Origin of the sequence: Ochrobactrum sp. CGA5, assembly GCF_006345815.1 — a bacterium.
Classification (GTDB): domain Bacteria; phylum Pseudomonadota; class Alphaproteobacteria; order Rhizobiales; family Rhizobiaceae; genus Brucella.
On record NZ_VCIG01000005.1, the window covers coordinates 137,640 to 155,985 of the forward strand.

Sequence of the window (18,346 nt, forward strand, 5' to 3'; positions counted from 1 at the left end):
TGACAATACATAATCTGTATTTTCTGATTGTGGGCGGAGGCCGAGACTCCCAAGTCGGCCATCAGACAATGGATGATTATGTTGAGCACACCACTTCCTGCGATTTCGGCGCGGAAACCTCGCCGATATGCCATTGCTTCGATGCGTGATCGTGAAGCGCTGGAAGCGACGTCTCTGGGCGAGCTGACGACCTTTGTCGAAGGAGATGGAAAACGTCTTCGACTGGCAAATACCTTTCCACTTATAGCGGTTGCGGCTTCGCAAGAGGGCGAGAATGAGCTGAAGACGATTCTGCAGCACATCTCTCGTCTGAGTACCATACCGGAACTGCCTGTTGTGCGGATCGACGGTGACAGGGCTGAAACCGTTCCTATGCTGATTACGCAACTGATCGAGAGCAGTTTAGATCGCCTCGTTGGTCACGTGAGCAGGGTTCACGCGGAGCTCGCAATGCTGCGTCGAGAGCGCGAGACCATGTTTGAGAATTACCGGGCTATTGAAGATGCGTTTCACGCGCGCAACTGGGATTCATCGACGGAGATATTCAGCCACTCCCCTCTGGTCGATCCGAAGGACGAAGGCTTTGCGCGATTATTGCGGGAATCGGAGATCGAACAGCTTTTCCCGACTTCGAGCTATGCTGTTTCCGGCTTTGCGCTCCATTTTCGTGACTTGCCCGCCAATCGTAACGGACAACTGATTGTCACGCTAGACTATCTTGAAAACGGCGAAGGGATCGCCGAATGGCTGGTACCTTATGGCACGCTGCATCCGGAGTGGAATTTCTTCGCGCTTCCGAAGGCATGTGACGGCAGCCATCGGACATTGCGTTTGCGCATTTCTGCGTCGGGCGGGGTTCCACCTGAACTGTCGCTGGGTAACGTTATCGCCAACGAACGTTATGCGGCGCGGGCACGGATTCCACATGCCGACCTCGATATGCGCCCGCTGGCATTACGAATTTTTACTGGTTTGCCTGGCGTCCGTCCAGCGTCGCTGCCAAATGCTATCGTCCCCACTGCGCTGATCAATGGTCGCAAAGTTGACGATTACCGCCTGCCGGTAGAATTGCTGCGAAACGTGGCCAATGTATCCGTTACGCCTATCACGCCGGACTTTCCCACCGTGCGTTTTCTGGAACATGAGGATGCTATCGGCTGTCACCCGCTTGAGGAGGGTATAACTGCGGCTGCAATCCGCCGCGTGGTTGCACCGGGCACTGTGCGGGTTTCTGCGCGCGCCGTCATTGACCATCCAGAAGGCCAGCCCTGCGCGGTCGGCTTGCTGCTGGTCAATCTGGCTTCGGATGTGAAGGATGAAATCGATGCGATTTCCAACCTCGACCGCCGCCGCCAGCAGGTATTGTTCAGTGGCTGGTCGGAAGTGGCGCCCAATCGGCCGATCGACATCAACTTCATGCTGGAAGAGGCGATCGATCGCACGATGGATCTCGTTGTTCTGAGCAAGGCGGCGGCGGACTCGGTGGACTTCTCTTGGCTCAAGGTTTTCAACTTCCGTCTGGTCAAGCACGTCGAGGCGCGCCCCAGTCAGGAATTAGTCAAAGAGGCCGCGAATGTACGATAGGTCCAAGGATTTGATCGTCGTTGCCATGCCGCTTTATGGGCATGCGGCGCTGGCGCTCGAAGCGCTGGAGACAGTGCTGGCATCAGAAACGGTTTTCCGTACACAAATCGTGGTGTCTGTCGATGGCGATCCGCGCCGCGAAGTGTTCGACAGTCTGACGCTCTATGCGGCGGCCCACGCCAATATTCACATCATCTTCGGGGAAAACGCAGGCCCCGGCGGCGCGCGCAATCGCGCTGTTGACTATATCCTCGAAGAAATGCCCGATGTGAAGGCGGTCTATTTCGTAGATGCCGATAATCGCGTACAGCCGCATACCCTCGATACGCTGTATCGAAAGTTACTGGCGTCGAATGCAGGCTGGGTTTACACGAATATCGACACCTTTTCCGTCAATTGGCGGGCGCATTATGGCGACAGTTATTCGCGCCTGATCCACTGTATCACTGACAACATCTGTGATACCGGATCGATGATTTCTGCGGATGTTTTCCGCAGTGGTGTCCGTTTCGATGATGACCGGCAGAACGGCTTTGAGGATTGGGAGTTCTGGCTCTCTGCGATTGAAGCGGGTTTTGTCGGCACGCCTTGTCACGACACAGGATTCGAATATCGCCTGCGTGCGGAGAGCCGTTTCAAGGAAGCGAACCGCGACCGCTCTGGCTCGATCAGCTTCCTGCGTAAGCGACACAAGGCGTTGTTCAGACGCCCGACGCTGGTTGGCTTTGAGCACGAGGAATGTCCGCGCTATGGCGTAATCCGCGCAGGCGAGGGGACGGTCAGTCTTTTCGCCGACCTTAGTCTTGGCACCACAGACCTTAAATTTGATGATGCTATCCGTGCATTTTGGGGCAGTGTCTCTGAACCGGATAATTTTCACTTTCCACCGTTTCTCGCTTCTTCCAACACAGAAACACTGAAGCTGCTGGCGCGCTCACGGCTGTTACCAAATATCCTGTCACGGCTGGAAAAGCTGGCGGAACAGGCGAACATCGTCTTTGTGGAACTTACAAATGTCGAAGACGAACGGCGCATTGATACCGAGATCATGCCCTCAGGCACGCGCCAGCCTCATGCCGATCTGATTTTCGTTTCGACGAAACTGATCCAGGAAATCATTGAGAACGATGCGCTGGATTGGTTCGCGTCTTTGGGCACGCAGCAGTTGTGGCCTACATCGGCGCGGATGAAGGTACGCTTCCCGTTTCCGCGGGTGCGCCAGCGCCGGGCCTTGTCACGGCCTGAGCAGTCGATGCTTAACTTGGTAACATCGATTGCGACGAGCCCGCTGAAGCAAAGTGCGGCCATGCGTTGGACGTGGCGTCCGCGCCGACTGCCTGCACTATCCGAAATGTATCTGGTGCTGCGCAACGAACTTGGCGGCGGTCCCGTTTTGCCGCTTGCACACAATGCAGCGAGAAAAAAGACGGCTGCCGTTCTGGTGCCGAACGCTTCGTTCGGTGGGGCCGAAAAGGTCGCCTATGCTGCTGGGCGGGAATTGAAGAACCAAGGGTTTGAAACTCATCTTTTTGTGCTGGGAAACGAGCGTATGGACGTGCTCGACGAGTTCGACCAGTCCTTCGATTATCTGCACTTCTGGAAGGATGGTATCCCGGCCTGGGGTGATACGAATCGTTTTCTAGGGCAGGATTTCATCACCGAGGATCACCCGCTCGACTGGAGCATCCTGCGTGGCCAACTTTCAGGCTTCGATCTTGTCGTGAACAACCACGTCATGGCCGCTCATCCTTTGATGGGGAAACTCCGTTCGGAGGGCACGCGCACCGCGTGTTATCTGCATGTCGTGGATGAAACGGTCTTCCGAAGACAGGCCGGTCAGCCCTATGCGGCAATCGCCTTCGAGCACGCCTATGACGCTTTTCTCACCTGTTCGGATCAACTGAAAATTTATCTGCACAGCTTTGGTGTGCCGTATGAAAAAGTGTTCTCGGTGCCAAACGGAGCCAGTTTTTCAATCGATCCAAAACTGCGTATGCAGGTCGCTGCTGTGCGGCAGCAGGGCCGTAAGGGCGAGCCGATACGCATCCTCTATATGGGGCGACTGGACCGTCAGAAGGGTATCGATCGGTTGCACGATGCAATCGTCAAGCTGAAAGAACAGGGTATTCCGTTCGAGGCGCAGGCCATCGGGGGAGAAATCCTTTCCGACGATCCAAGCGCCTCGTGGATGACGCGCCTGAAGGAGGCGGGCGTCAAGGTCTCGCCGCCAGTCTTTGACGGTAAGGACATTGCGAACCATCTCGCATGGGCTGATGTGCTCCTGATGCCGTCACGCTGGGAAGGTGCGCCATTGATGATTGCCGAAGCGCAGCAGCTTGGCTGCGTGCCGGTTGCTACAGCCGTTGGCGCTGTTGACGAGCTCATCAACCACGGTCGCGATGGAATCCTGATCCGCAACGGCAATGATGCGCAGATTGTGTCCGACATGACGCGGATACTGACCATTCTCGCACAGGATCGCGAAGCTTTGATGCGAACCGCTGAAGGCGCACTTGCCTCCGCTGCTCATCGCACATGGAGCTCGGCTTTCTCCGAATTTACCGATTGGGCGAACGAAATACGGCCCACTTATCCCAAATCCCGGTCTTCCCAGCCGGACGTTGCAGACGCTGCCAGCGCGATTGCCGCTCTACCCAGCAGTGCAGTTGCCTGATTATACCAGAAAGGTCGACCTATGAGCCGCCCAACCAACCCAAGAATCCTCGTTACAGGCATTCCGAGTCATCTGACGCGCCTTATCCAGCGTGCGGACAAAGCACAGATCCATTACTCAGAAAAACAGCGCGATTCAGAGTCCAGGGATAATTTCATCCAGGAGCTGAAGAACATCAGCAATACTGGCAATTACCTGATCGGGGAAGGTGCGATGACGGCGCTTCTGCCGACAGCCAAGCACATTCCGTTCTGGCATCTATACAATTGCGTGAATAATGGAACAGGTCTCGAAGAGATCAACAGGGAATTCGATATCTGCGTCTTCACTTGCGCAAACCTTCTGCGCAAAGGCTTGTCGGCAGATGCCGAAGCGCTTGTTCTATCCAAACTTGATATGCCGGTTGTAATGCTCGGCATTGGCATACAAAACCGTCCCGACATTGAAGGCGAAGACGGTCTGCCAGCAGGCACAAAGAGGCTTCTGGACGTCCTGAAAGGCCGTGAACATTATTTCCTCACGCGCGGTGAAAACGCAGCCGGATATCTACGCGATCAGGGCTTTTCCTATGTCCGCCCGGTTGGTTGTCCGTCGCTCTATTTCCGCCCGGACAATATGCGCAAAGCGATCAGCCGCTTGCGGAATGTTAAAGTAGGCGAGGGACGTACTGTCTTTACCGGCTATATGGGTGCGGAACTTGAAACCATCGGCGATATGAACGCGCTCGGTTCCGATGATGGCCGTTCGGCCTATGTTGTTCAGGATGAACTTCTGCATTTCGATATGCAGCTCGAACCCGATGCCAACGGCCGGGCTTACGATTCCACGACAGGAGAACTTGTCGGTCCACTGACCTATAAGGGGTCGGGCGATCTCAAGAAGAAGATCAGCGTTCACGCATTCCTCGATACCAATCAATGGCGCGCCTGGTGCTCGACCATGGATTTCTCATTCGGTCGTCGCTTCCACGGCAACATCATTTCCATGCAGGCTGGTGTGCCGAGCCTGATGGTCGCCGTCGATGATCGTATGCGCGAGATGTTGAATTTCTCTGGCTTGCCGAAAATTGATGCCCTTGATCTCAATGCCGCCAATGACCGGCTGGCCTTTGTAAGCGACCACATCGCGGGGATGAATATTCCCGAGGTCATTGAAAACTACTCGGCGCGAGAACGCAACTTTCGAAGCGTGCTTTCAGAAATCGGCATTGGTTAATCTGGAGCCCTTCCACCCCTTTCTTAATTCCAGCGAAGATGGATCACCATGCGCATAATGATCACCGGCATTCCGTCATACTTGATGCGGACCGTCGAAAGTGTTTCGGGGGCGAGTGTTAAGCATCGCCCCTATTTCGAGCCCATCCGTACGAAGAAGGATGTGATCGATCAGGTCAAAAAGATTGCCAATACCGGCAATTATCTCATTGGCGAGGGCGCTGCCAACGCCGTTCGTGGCCATGACGTGACCTATGTTCCGTTCTGGCATCTGGCCAACAGTCTAAACTCGCCTGAAACCTACGCTCAACTCAACGAAAGCTTCGATCTCTGTCTGTTCGCTTCGGCCAATCTGCTGCGTCCAGGCTATGCTGCGACAACGGAATCCTTCGTCTTTGAAAAGCTGAACATGCCGATTGTGGTTATGGGCATTGGCATTCAGAAGAAGGAAAATCTGAAAGCGGAGCTGCCGGAGGGGACGCGTAGGTTCCTCGAAATTTTGCGGCGCAAAGAGAGTTTTTTCCTGACGCGCGGGCATTTTACGGAGGAGTTTCTTAAAGACGCCGGCATGAAATACGTGCGTTCGACAGGGTGTCCATCGCTCTACTACGCACCTGAGCAGATGAAGCGCTCTTTGACCCGGCTTGCCGATCCCACGCTTGCCGATGCGCAGAAGATTTCCTTCGGCGGTTATCTCGGTAGCGTTGCTGACACTATAGTCGATGCACATGCGCTGCTCGAAAAGGACAGCGTTGCGAGCTACGTCATTCAGGACGAAGTCATCGTCTACAACATGAATATGGCGGGGGAAGACCATTCCGAAGCCTATGATCAAGCCGCAAGCCGCATCACAGCACCTGTCGATTACAAGCATAAGGAAAAATGGCAGCGTAAGAACGAATTGCTGGTATTCTTCGACACGCACAAATGGCGTAGCTGGATTTCGAGCCAGGATTTCGGCCTGAGTCGACGCTTCCATGGCACAATTATTGGCATGCAGTCAGGTGTTCCGGGCCTGATGATTGCAGTCGATGATCGCATGCGCGAGATGCTCGGCTTTATAGGCTTCCCGCATATCGAGGCGAGCGTCTGGAATCGTGAACCTCAGAAAAAAGCTTATCTGCGTGACTTTCTATCCAGGATTGATGTGCCTGCGGCCATCAATCGCTATTCGGAATGCGAAGCCAATTTCAACGGCGCGCTGAAGGATATCGGTATCCGATAATGAAGAACTGCAAAAGCATGGGGGCGAGGACACAGGCAATTGCGGCTTTGGTCGGCACCGCCTTGCTGGCCATCACGCCAGTTGGCGCCCTGGCGGATCCGCGCTTCGGTGTCAATCGGGTCAATATGGCCTGGTTGCCTGCGGCTGAGCGCGAGCAGATTTTGGACCAGATGGTTCAGAACGGTGTGGTGGCCGTGCGGCTGTCGCTCACACGCCCGCTTGATCAAAGTATCGATGCCGTGCGTCTTGCTCATAAGAAGGGCCTGGCCATCCTGCTCGAAGTGTCGCTTAACAACGCAGACTTCTATCCAGAAGGGACAAAGCCTCGGTCCGGGCGCGGGCGAATTTGGGATATGTATCGGCTTTCGGACATATCTCCAGAGCACTTTCAACAGGCGGTTGCAGATGCATTGCAGAAAATCGATATACTGGGGGTGCCTTTGGTGGCGGTTGAACCGGGAAACGAGATCAACTGGGGCGCCTATAATGGTGATCTCGCCGTTTTGCCCAGAGAGAAGATGAAGACCGCACGTTCTTTAACTGAGATGGAGGGGCTTCCTCTGATCGAAAAAGGCGCGGAGAAATACGTAGAACTTTTGCGCATTGTCCGGGCAGAGTTGGCGAAAACCAGGCATAGCGTCAAGGCAAAGGTGGTATCGGCTGGACTGTCCGATATTCCTTTCATCGATGCTGACCGGCGTGGGATAGACACTGTCGATCCCGCAGTTTTTACTGATCTTCTCAAGAAATATGGTCTAAACGACGTTGCTGACGGCTACGGCATTCATATTTATCCAGGCAGTAACGGTACACGTGCCGCGCGGGCAAAGCACGTAAGCAAGGCGCTTTCTTTCTGCGGTGGCCCAGACGGTAAGCCTTGCTGGGTAACGGAATGGGGCTTTGCCAATACATCAAAAGCCTGTCCGACAAATGACGATAATCGCGAACAACTGGTCCAGAAAGCGCGAGACCGCTTCCGTCAGATGATGGCCAGTGGCCAGATTGCAGCCGCTTATTATTTTGATTGGGATGCAAGCACTTACGGTGTGTGGCGATGCGGATCGCTTACGTCCGCCGGCAAGGCTGCAACGGTGACGCAATGAAACTGAAGACCGTAATTATTGGCGGCTCGAACACCGTCATGCTGCCTGGTTATTTGCCTACACTTTTATCGACGATGGCAAAACGTGGGGTGGAACTCGAGGTCGTTGCTGATCTTGCTGTGGGCGGCACGACAAGCGCGCTTGGCCTTTATCAACTTAAACAGTTTGAACAACTCGAGGATTGCGAGCTGCTACTGATCGAATATGCGATCAACGATGCTTTCGTTTATGGCGATGAACGGCGTCCCTTTCGCCACTGGGCACGGTTTTACGAAGGGATCATTCGTTACGCACTCGAACGCAATCCAAACTTGCGGATTGCGACGCTCGTATTCGGAGCACGCAATGGTTCATTTCTGAATTCGGTTCCTTCGATCGATGCAGGTATCAATTATATCTCGCAATGGTATGGAACGATCTCCGTCGATGTCTCGCGAATGCTGATGCAGCAGTATGGCCGTGATGTCGTGAGTGATCCGGCTTTCTATCTCGACCAGGGCCATTATGCGCGACCTGTTTCAACAACCATCGTTGCGAATTTGATTGCAGAGATTCTCGAGCCAGCCTTGTCTGTTCAGCATCGTCCAAAGGGGCTGCCATTCGCCATCGATCCCGATCATTTTGCTAGTGCGCGCGCCTTAAGCGGCGAGCAACTTTGCAAACGACTGGGCCGCGTTCCGGTCCAATACAGCAATCGCCGATTCTCGATTTCCGCGCTCGATCTTGGTTCAGACCGAATGCGCTTTGAGGTTGGTAATGGGCAGCTGCTGGCGCTTGGCTATGTCTGCGATCCGCGCATTCCGCCACTTGATGTGACAATGGGTGGAGAGGTGCATCGCGCCGCAATGATGAAGGGTGGCGTGCGCGACGGAACCTACAAGTTCCTCGTTTCGATGCTGAGTTTCGAGTTTCTTTACGGGACCAAATTGCTGGAGGCCCGCGGAAATGTAGCACTTACTCTATCCGGTGGTGAGGAGGGCGTGGAACACAGGCTGCATGTTCCCAAAGACAGTGCCCATCACGAAGAACTGCCTGCCGAACCAGTACTTCCGATCACCGGCATTTTGTTCTCCGGCAATTTGAAAGTCATGTCGCTGGAGAAGAAAGCTGCGGTAGACGCCGTATTATCGGAAGCTGCTCAATAGGCTGTTATTCAACAAAAATCTTGACGCTCGCGGCTCGCCCGGCAGCATCAACCACAGTCAATGTTGAATAGCCGGTTCCATCCGGTTGCCAGCTTGTTGTCCGCCGCCGCTCAATTTCAGCAATCGGTTTGCCATTGGCAAGCCAGCGAAACGGTGCGCGCCCACCTTGCAATTTCAACACCAGCGGCGATGCATTGTCGGTCAAGGCTTTGAGTTCGACATGTGCGCCGTCGGGCGGAAACACGATACGTGGCGCAGGCTCAATCGAGGCCTTGAGGACAGGTAGAGGATCGCTTGCAGACGAAAAGCGTATCTGCGTCACCGGAAGATCGACGCGTGCCGTGCGAAACGCGCCGCTCGGCGCACGAGGCAATGGGACCGAAGCAACGCCTGAACGCACAAAGGCTTCAAACAAAATGGGTGCCGTTGAGACATAGCCCGCAAGCCCCGGTACTGAACCGCCATCGGCGCGACCGACCCAGACACCCAGCACATAGCGACCATCATAGCCAATCGACCATGCATCGCGATAGCCGTAAGACGTACCGGTCTTGTAAGCGAGGCCGAGGCGTTTCGCGCCTTGCGGCGGCACGACACCCGCCAGAATATCGCCGACCTGCCAAGAAGCCTGCTCACTGAGAATAGGGCCAGAGGGTTGTACAGGCTCGAAGCTTTCGGTGCCGTCGCGAAGTGCTGCACCGCGACCGCCATTGGCAAGCCCGGTATAAAGCTGCACCAGATCGCGCAAGCTGATGCCTGCACCGCCAAGTCCGATGGCAAGCCCCGGCACTTCACCTTTCGGCAGTTGCAGACTAACCGCCGCCTGACGAATGCGCGTTGTCAGCCGCGCCGGACCAACCGCATCAAGCAGGTTGATGGTCGGCACATTGAGCGACATTTGCAGCGCCTGGCGAATACTGACATCCCCCTGATAGCTCATATCGAAATTACGCGGACGATAGCCTGCAAAATCCTGCGGGCGATCCTCAATGATGGTTTCCTGCGCAATTAGTCCTTGCTCGAAGGCTAGCCCATAGATGAATGGTTTGAGCGTTGAGCCGGGCGAACGCACGGCGCGGGTCATATCGATCCAACCCTGCCGCTTGCCATCGAAGTAATCAGCGGAGCCGACTTCGCCTAAGATATTCCCGTTGCGGCTGTCGGCTAACACCATTGCAACAGAGACTTTTGGGCCCAGCTTGGTGGCAGCTTCGCGCGCCACAACTTCAAGCCCAGCCTGCACCGACTTTTTAAGCGTCAGATGATGCCGGGCCTCGGTCGGTGCTCGTTTCAATGCGAGATCGGCAAAGTGAGCGGCCAATGAAGGCAAGGGATGGCGCGTAGCGGATATGCGCTCACGCGATGCACGTTCGGCTTCTTCAGTTGTGAGCACATCAGACGCTACCATGCGTTTTAACACCCGATCACGCGCCGCGACCGCATTGCTCTGCTCACGATCAGGGCGGCGACGTTCTGGCAATTGCGGCAAAGCCACAAGCAATGCCGCTTCCGATGTCGTAAGACGCAGCGGCTCCTTGTCAAAATAGGCAAGCGAGGCTGCACGCACGCCCTCCAGATTGCCACCATAGGGCGCAAGTGTCAGATAGCGTTCGAGAATTTCAGACTTGCTCAGCCGCCGTTCGATTTGGATCGCCCGCGCCAACTGCCGGAACTTGGAGCCGAAGCTGCGACTTTCGCGGGGTTCGGTAAGACGAGCAAGTTGCATGGAAAGCGTCGAGCCGCCTGAGACAATGCGTCCATTGCCAGCGAGCTGTCTTGCAGCACGCAGCAGCGCCCAGAAATCAATGCCGCCATGATCGTAAAAACGCTTATCCTCATAAGCGATCAGCATTTTTACGAATTTCGGATCAACATCCTCAATCCGCGTATTTAAACGCCAATACCCGCCCGGCGTTGCATAGGCACGCAGCAATGCGCCGTCACGATCCATTACCTCGGTGGAAACGGTCAGCCGTTCCGGCAAAGGCGGGGGATAGGCACGGTCGAGCCAGTTAAGCCCGACCACGCATAAAGCTGCGATGCTGAGAGAAGCAGCACCGCCAATCGCTAGTTTCCAGCGCCTTTTCATCTTTTTGGCCGCGCTATGGCGCGACCACCTCCATCATGCCTGTTGCCGTGCGCGCTGCAAATTGCGGACGATACATATCCTCAACCGTCGCTGCTGGATGCGTATAAAGACCTGGCGTTACCGCACGCACCACATAAGCCAGCGTGATCGGCTTCTTCTCGCCTGCAGAGCGGTCGAAAGCGGCCACAAAACGATCATTGCGGAATTCGAGATGCGCTGCCTGTGTGCTTTCCAGCCATGGGAAATTGCCAAGATCGGCACTGGAAACAAGGCCCGGATTGTCGATCTCGAAACCAGCTGGCAGCAGATCGCTCACAAGCAGACGCGACTGCCATTCCTGCAGATCGTCGATTTTCAGAACAACCACATAGCGCTCATTCTGATTGACCCCGGTCACATTGGCCGGCTCGCCATCGAGCGTATAATAAGTGCGCTCGATGTGGAAACCTTCGCCACCGGCAGGAAGTGATTGGGAAGGTGGTGCGACCGCCGTCACAGCAGCGTCAACTGAGCCGTTACCAGTGTTGGTAACGACCAGAGGCTGTGCTTCAAGGGCTGCGCCATTGAGACGCTCGGAGAATGCGCCCTGACGCGCGGTGCCATTGATGTCGAGGCTGATGGCACCATTATCGTCCTGAAGCCCACGTGCTGCAAGCAGCATCCAGGCCTGATCCTGCGTGCTGAGATAACGAGCCTTTTCACGCTGGAACTCAACCAGCGTAATGAGGGCAGGAAGCACTTTCGGCGCAGGCTTGGTTTCCGCAGCCAGAGCCAGCATTGCCGCGCCATCACGCAGCGGCGAACCATAATCGGAGCGATTATAGTCGTAGCTGGACTGGCTGGTTGCGAGCTGGAGCGACGAATTGAACACGCGTTCAGAACGCGGCTGATCACCATAAAGCGCTAGTGCCGCGCCAAGCTGGGCAATGGCCATCGGGCTTGAGAAGTTTTCAAGCTGGGTATCGGCGAAATAGCGCAGATCGCCAACAGAGGCCTTCTTGTTGCGCGCCAGAACATAGAGCGCATAGGCAATGTCGTTGCCGCGTTCCTTGACGTCGGTGGTATAACCGAGCGCATTCTGCAAATTGCCAAGAGCGGACAACATCGCCTGCTGCGGCACGTCATAGCCCTTTTCGCGGGCACGCGTGAGGAAGTCGGTCACATAGGCGTCCATCCAGAGATCACCCGATCCCGGCGACCAGAGGCCAAACGAACCGCTTGAAGACTGGTTGTTGAGCACGCGGAAGATGGAATCCTGTACGCGCTTCTTAAGTTCTTCCTGACTTTCCAGACCCGCTGCCGCTTCCGTACCTGCAGCCATTTCGCTCAAATAAAGCAGCGGCAGTGCACGGCTGGTGGTCTGCTCGGTGCAGCCATAAGGATAGCGGTCAAGCGCCATCAACAAAGCCGGCACATCAAATGCAGCACTTCGCGTGACGCCAACGCTGACAAAAGCACCATCCAGCAGGCTTTCCGACAGAAGGCCGCCATCAATTTTCAAGCTTCCGCCATTGGCAGCGAGATTGACGACATGACGGCTCGTCACCGGCAGATCGACCGGACGCACCGGCACTGCCAAAGCCTGTTCAACATTGAGGCCCGCATCATTAGAAAGCCGGATCGTCACACCACCGGCACCCGTGGCCACCGCATTGAGCGGAACGGTGATCGACTGCCGCTTGCCACCGGCAAGGACAATGCTTTCAGGATAAGAGCCAACCTCGACGCCGAGATTATCGGTGGTCTCAAGGCTTACACGATAATTGCCGTCCGGTGCATCCGTATTGGCAATATCGAAGCGGATATTGGCCTGATCGCCAGGGGCCATGAAGCGTGGCAGACCAGCGGTGATGACCACAGGATCGCGGATGATGACATCGGTCACCGCATGGCCAACAGCCTTCTTGGTCCATGCTACCGCCATGACGCGCGCGGTACCGTTGAACTGCGGTATGTCGAAAGTGATTGTTGCCTTGCCGTCGCTATCAAGTTCAACCGGACCGGAGAACAGCGCAAGAAGCTTCTCGGTGGGCGGGCTACCTTCAGCCGCCATATTGCCACCGTCGCCACCTGTACGCAGCTTGCCGGTTACGCCGAGCGAACCATCGATCAGGCGACCATACATATCACGCATTTCAAGGCCCAGCTGACGCTGGCCGAAGAACCAGTTTTCAGGATTCGGCGGCTGATAGCGTGTCAGATTGAGAATGCCTACATCAACCGCCGCGACCATGACATAAGCCTGTTCGTCGCCCGCATTTTCAACCGAAACAGGGATGGAAAGCGTGGAACGCGGCGCGATCTTTTCAGGCGGTGTCAGCTTGACTGCAAGCTGCTTGTCGGCAGGATCGACCTTCAGCCATTTAAGGCCGATCGCACGTGCAGGCATACGGCTTTCAATAGCATTACCCGGACGGAACAGCGTTGCCGTGACATAGGCACCCGCACCCCAATCCTCGCCGACCGGAATGTCAATAATGGTGCCGCCTTCCGGCACGCTTGCCGTGATGGTCTTGAGCAGCTTTTCGGCACCAATGGTAATAAGCAATTCACCGGCAAAACGTGGCGACACTTTAAGTTCAGCCATATCGCCAGCCGCATAATGTTCCTTGTCGAGCGCGATTTCGAGCCCGTCCGGTGTTTCGGTTGAAGTGGAGCTCACATACCAGCCTGCATCGAACTCATAGCTAGTGGCCGGACCCGAGGCATCACTTGTTTCGATTTCCAAACGGTAACGACCCCAATCAACCGGCAAGCTGATTTCAGCCTCCGCATCAGCTTTCAGATCGATCCTTCCGTTGGCAATCGCCTTTGTGAACGTCACTGGCTCGTAGTTCCAGCTATTTCCACTGCGATACCACTGATAATTACGCTCGATCTTGACCAGCGACCATTGTGCGCCATCAAGCGCCTTGCGGCCGCCCTTACTGTCAGAGGCGATCAGGCTGAACTTTGCGGTGCCGCCCTGCGGGACTTCATCGCCGGAGAAATCAGGTCGAATGCCGATGAGATCGGTTTCCGGCTGAATGGCAACATCGATCTTACGCTCAACCGCACGACCACCGGTTTCGCGCATACGAACGGTGACAGCTGCGTTGACGAGACGCGTCGTTGACGGCATTTCATCCACGGCAACCGGGAAAGTCGCCTTGCCATTGTCATCGACTTTTGACAGGCCATCGAGCGGCAGGCGCGTGGCTTCGCCCTGATCTTCATCGGCGAGGCCGAAGTAATACCCCTTGAATCGGTCCCACTGACGCTTGGTCGAAAGCGTGACTTCGCCTTCAAGCGCAAGACCGGCGGCAGGCGCACCATAGAGAAAACGACCGTCCACGGTGATATTGGCCGTTTCACCCACCGCAATTTCATTTCTGTCGGACACCAGATCGAACTCGATCCGGTCAGGCACGAAATCTTCAACCAGAAACATCTGCGTTGCGATGGCTGGCTGCTTGGGATCGGTATAGATTGAAACATTCCATGTGCCACGCATGGCATTTGGCGGCAATGTCAGGTCGATAGCATGGCCACCCGCCAGTTTGCTGTCGGAAACAAGACGACGATCTTCCACTCCATCGGGACGCGTGAAGATGAAGGTGAGTGGCAGATCATCAACTGCTTCAGCACGGTCATCACGCGCAAGTGCACCCACATGCACAACTTCGCCGGCACGATAGATGCCGCGTTCGGTCCACGCATAAAGATCGAGCGCTTTCGGCACTGCACGGCCCGTCACACCACGATCGGACAAATCAAAACCAGCACGCGCCATATCAAGAAATGTGAAATCATCATCTCGATCGGCCATCAGCACTGCTGGCACCATGCCACCCGAACCGCGCGTCAGGCCCGGCGTGAACGTCGCCCGCCCATCGCTGTCGGTGGTCGCTTCGCCCAGCACTTCATTGTTGCGTGCAAGCAATGTCAGCTTCACATGCTCAAGCGGCTTTGCACTTTCCAGCGAACGGGCAAAAACATTGATGCCGTCCTGTCCGGTATAGGTCGAAAGGCCGATGTCAGAGACGACAAACCACTGCGTTGCCTTGGTGCCATATTCCTCTTCGGACTTCTGGACCAGGGGCTCGGCGGTCAGCACATAGACGCCGGGCTTGCGTTCGGGCAGCGCTTCATCGACAGGAAAACTTGTTGTCGTTTCCTTGTTGAGCTCATGGCCTGCAACCTCGATCTCGCCTTCCCACATGGGCGCACCCATCTGATCGGAAATCGTGCTGATATCGTAATTGTCAAGCTGACGCAGGAACTGATAGCCGGAAAGAAGCTGCGCGAGAGAACGGTCGCCAACGCGGTAAAGCTTGACCTTGGCCGCATCCAGATTGACGCTGACCAGCGGAATGCCACGGCGCGCCTTGGCAGGCAGCACGAAGCTGTCGCCGGTAAAGCGCACGGATGGCGTGCGATCCTGCACATAAATCGAAAGATTGACCGGAGCAGGCAGTGCTTCGCCAACAGCCGATGGTAAACCCTGTCGGAACGTAAGCGTATAATTGCGGCCGTGCTCCAGACCTTCAACGCAGATCTGGCGATCCTTGGCTTCAAGCGCCTGCGGTAAACCATTGTCGAGCTGGACGAAGCTCGAATAATCGACACCGCTTTTGACCAGTTCTTCCGAAAACTGCGCGCAGATGCGCGGCGCGGCATTGTCGTTATCAACGGTGTTGTTGACAATGCGGAAGCCTTTGCGGGCTTTCAGATCTTCATAGGCTGCACGCACAGATGCGGAACTGACGAGATCAAGGCTTGCTTCATAGGCCTGCAAAGCCGGGCGGGACAGCTCGCGCTTTTCCAGTGCCTGCGCCATCACAGCAAGCGCTTCTGCACGTTGTTCCTTGGTGCGTGATGTCTGGTAGGCAAACCACGCGGCCGAGCTTGCATCACGCTGAAACTTCGCCCGCTCCTGACCGTTGGACGGCTCGGTTGCAAGCGCTGACAGCGCATATCCAGCCCAGATTTCGCTTTCATCTGGCGACATGCTGACAGCTAAGCGGAACTTTTCCATCACCGTACGCGGGTCGCCATTCAGTCCCGCAGCACCTGCTTCATTTCGCAATGTGCGCAGGCTGTCGGAGCTTTCAAGACCATTCAGTTCGCGCTTCAGACGGCGGGCTTCGTCAATCAGGTTGGCTGCGAAGAACGAGATTGCGGGCGGAGCACCAATATCCTCGCCCGCGGCTGCGCTGGCTTCGGCCACAACCTTGCCCGCGATGGAGCCAACGGACTGATTGAGCTTGTTGAAATCAGATTTCAAGAAGCACCACTTGACCTTAGGATTATAGGTGAAGGCAAGGCATGCATTGTCGCCCAGACAAATGTTTTTGCACTGATCAAGCGAGACATTCTTTTCGGTACGTAAGTCGAAGCCGAAATAATCGCTATCATCGGTGATCTCAATCCGCCGGGTTTCGGCGGCTTGCGTAGTGTGTGGCGCTGCCGACAGGCAGGCTACGACTGCCAATGCCCAGAAAAGCCGGTTGAAACCAATACGCATTTGCATCCCCTCGATACGATCGTTGCCATTTCCTTTTGTATTAGAAAAGGCGAAAAGAATTCGGATCATGTGAAGCCTCACCGCGACAAACTGTCAAGGCGAATAGGGGATATTTACAACTATTAGGATAAATCTGGAGGTGGAGTTTGCAACAGACATGTATCGCAGAGCTTATGGGATGCCCCTATCATATGAGAATATATAGCGCTGACGGAGAATCGGAACCTGTACTTGCCGCTTATCTTCCGAGCCTGTCCCTCACCAGAATGGCTGGGAGGGTTAACCTCCGTTAAGAATTTGGAACCAAACGGTCATTTGCGTGTTAAAATAAGGAATGCAGGATGCACATCGCTACGCACCACTGGAGGGAGGGCAGAGATGAGCAATATTCTATTCTGGACCGCTTTGGTAATCGCGCCGGTGCTTTTGGGTACCGCTTATGCCTATCTGCAATCGATCCGGCATAGGGACGATTTTTAGAAGCTGAAAGTACTTTTGGCGTTTTTTGTCCGACTTGATTGCAACCAGGTCGGACGCTTTTGTGCGCAGGGTGCTGGATTTAAATAGTGATCCTTCACCCATTTGCAGACTTATTCAAGTCACTTCTGTCTGCCGCTTCGAGCGTGGAATGAGGGGCTGTATTGTGTGTATCTTTCCCCATAAAGTTGATGTCTATCATCAGGACGATGTCTTCAATCGCACTCAATTAATAGATGTTTAATTAAGGTACCTCAACTTAAGGGTGCCGTTTTCAGCCTATACTTATTCCCCTATTCAAGGGGGGTTTGGAGAATTCTATAATAAAATTAATGAGTTATGATTATAAGTATATGCGTAGGCGCTTTACTCAATCCTTATATGCGTCATATTTGGGGATTTGAGGTGGTTGTTTTGTTCACTTGATCGACATGTTTCTCTGGAAGTATTTTCATTTACGATCTGATATTAGGCGTTGCCTATTCAAAGAAAATGCCCTTCTATTGTTACAAATAATGCATTGCTGGTAATTGAGGGGGTTGAATGCATCGTTGCAACATCGGCTTTAGGCCACATCATTTTTTATCCAGCAAAACGCTGACTCGTGGCGCGTACAAGTATTTTATGCGTGGGGGCGGCATATCGGCGGATGATGCTCAAAACTGGTCTCTCAAATCCACTTTGATGCATGGGAGCAAACCGCCTGCCTCTTCGGTGGAAATGCATCGTCCTCCGGTTCATTTTGCTTTGCCGGTACGTCATCTGACGCTTACGCTCGATAACGGTATGCCAGTGCGGGCGCAGTTTTGGGGTGGGCAATCGACATGAAATGGCAAAGAGACGTTACGTCAGGCATTCATGGGAACATCCTTGGTTGAGAGTGCAGCCGGATTTAGCATGTAATTTGGGATTGAACGTGAAGTGCTAACAATAATGGCGGTTGAAACCAATCGCCAGATTTCAGAGGAGGGAACAACGGCAATGGGTAGACGTGCATACGAAAAGCTCGCGAGAATCTGTGCATCCCTAAACACATCCGAGCAAGAGCTGGCGCACTCTCTCGGCATCTCGCGAGTAGCGCTGAAAGCGATAGATCGCACTGACGCGCCTCTCTATCTGCGGTTGGCATTGGCCGCTTTGGTATCGGAAATGAATCCGGATGAAGTGCTGAACTCAACGCGCGGAGGGTTAGAAAGGGAAGCACCTCTACGGCTCTTGTCGGCGAGGTGATTATCAAATGTTATGGGTTTCAAAGGTATTGTGGTGGCAAAATCTTTCGCTTTCCTTTTTTTGATTGGACTGTTTTGTTATCCGCAGTTGGCTATCGCG

General features: G+C 54.7%; 8 protein-coding genes. 6 read left to right on the forward strand and 2 right to left on the reverse strand.

Translation table 11 applies throughout. From position 1 onward, the window contains the following. Positions 1 to 78: 78 nt before the first annotated feature. The 6 genes from FJQ48_RS05400 to FJQ48_RS05425 are packed head-to-tail and all read left to right on the forward strand — an operon-like array spanning position 79 to position 8,945. Positions 79 to 1,584 carry a DUF6212 domain-containing protein gene (locus tag FJQ48_RS05400; RefSeq protein WP_139974603.1) on the forward strand — a complete coding sequence of 502 codons (1,506 nt, stop codon included), beginning with the start codon at positions 79 to 81 and terminating at the stop codon, positions 1,582 to 1,584. After that, positions 1,574 to 4,258: a glycosyltransferase gene (locus FJQ48_RS05405; RefSeq protein ID WP_139974181.1), complete on the forward strand. Its 2,685-nt coding sequence runs from the start codon at positions 1,574 to 1,576 to the stop codon at positions 4,256 to 4,258. The genes FJQ48_RS05400 and FJQ48_RS05405 overlap by 11 nt, the downstream gene beginning before the upstream one ends. Before the next feature lie 21 nt (positions 4,259 to 4,279). Further along, positions 4,280 to 5,473 carry a polysaccharide pyruvyl transferase family protein gene (locus tag FJQ48_RS05410; RefSeq protein ID WP_139974182.1) on the forward strand — a complete coding sequence of 398 codons (1,194 nt, stop codon included), beginning with the start codon at positions 4,280 to 4,282 and terminating at the stop codon, positions 5,471 to 5,473. 48 nt (positions 5,474 to 5,521) lie between these two features. Beyond that, positions 5,522 to 6,697 carry a polysaccharide pyruvyl transferase family protein gene (locus FJQ48_RS05415; protein ID WP_139974183.1) on the forward strand — a complete coding sequence of 392 codons (1,176 nt, stop codon included), beginning with the start codon at positions 5,522 to 5,524 and terminating at the stop codon, positions 6,695 to 6,697. Further along, positions 6,697 to 7,800, forward strand: a complete 1,104-nt coding sequence (locus FJQ48_RS05420) for a glycoside hydrolase (RefSeq protein WP_247870298.1) — start codon at positions 6,697 to 6,699, stop codon at positions 7,798 to 7,800. The genes FJQ48_RS05415 and FJQ48_RS05420 overlap by 1 nt, the downstream gene beginning before the upstream one ends. Further along, the gene (locus tag FJQ48_RS05425) at positions 7,797 to 8,945 is read left to right on the forward strand and encodes an SGNH/GDSL hydrolase family protein (protein ID WP_139974184.1); all 1,149 of its coding nucleotides are present in this window, start codon (positions 7,797 to 7,799) and stop codon (positions 8,943 to 8,945) included. The genes FJQ48_RS05420 and FJQ48_RS05425 overlap by 4 nt, the downstream gene beginning before the upstream one ends. A 4-nt stretch (positions 8,946 to 8,949) precedes the next feature. Here FJQ48_RS05425 and pbpC read toward each other — a convergent pair whose 3' ends face one another. Together pbpC and FJQ48_RS05435 are read right to left on the reverse strand one after the other, a co-directional pair. Beyond that, complete coding sequence (pbpC, locus tag FJQ48_RS05430) at positions 8,950 to 11,034, reverse strand: penicillin-binding protein 1C (protein ID WP_139974185.1); 2,085 nt, start codon at positions 11,032 to 11,034, stop codon at positions 8,950 to 8,952. Between the two features lie 13 nt (positions 11,035 to 11,047). Beyond that, complete coding sequence (locus FJQ48_RS05435; protein ID WP_139974605.1) at positions 11,048 to 16,546, reverse strand: alpha-2-macroglobulin family protein; 5,499 nt, start codon at positions 16,544 to 16,546, stop codon at positions 11,048 to 11,050. Positions 16,547 to 18,346 lie beyond the last annotated feature (1,800 nt).

Coding starts and splice junctions, on each gene's coding strand:
- FJQ48_RS05400 (WP_139974603.1), top strand. CDS start 79: ATGTTGAGCACACCACTTCCTGCGATTTCGGCGCGGAAACCTCGCCGA.
- FJQ48_RS05405 (WP_139974181.1), top strand. CDS start 1,574: ATGTACGATAGGTCCAAGGATTTGATCGTCGTTGCCATGCCGCTTTAT.
- FJQ48_RS05410 (WP_139974182.1), top strand. CDS start 4,280: ATGAGCCGCCCAACCAACCCAAGAATCCTCGTTACAGGCATTCCGAGT.
- FJQ48_RS05415 (WP_139974183.1), top strand. CDS start 5,522: ATGCGCATAATGATCACCGGCATTCCGTCATACTTGATGCGGACCGTC.
- FJQ48_RS05420 (WP_247870298.1), top strand. CDS start 6,697: ATGAAGAACTGCAAAAGCATGGGGGCGAGGACACAGGCAATTGCGGCT.
- FJQ48_RS05425 (WP_139974184.1), top strand. CDS start 7,797: ATGAAACTGAAGACCGTAATTATTGGCGGCTCGAACACCGTCATGCTG.
- pbpC (WP_139974185.1), bottom strand. CDS start 11,034: ATGAAAAGGCGCTGGAAACTAGCGATTGGCGGTGCTGCTTCTCTCAGC.
- FJQ48_RS05435 (WP_139974605.1), bottom strand. CDS start 16,546: ATGCAAATGCGTATTGGTTTCAACCGGCTTTTCTGGGCATTGGCAGTC.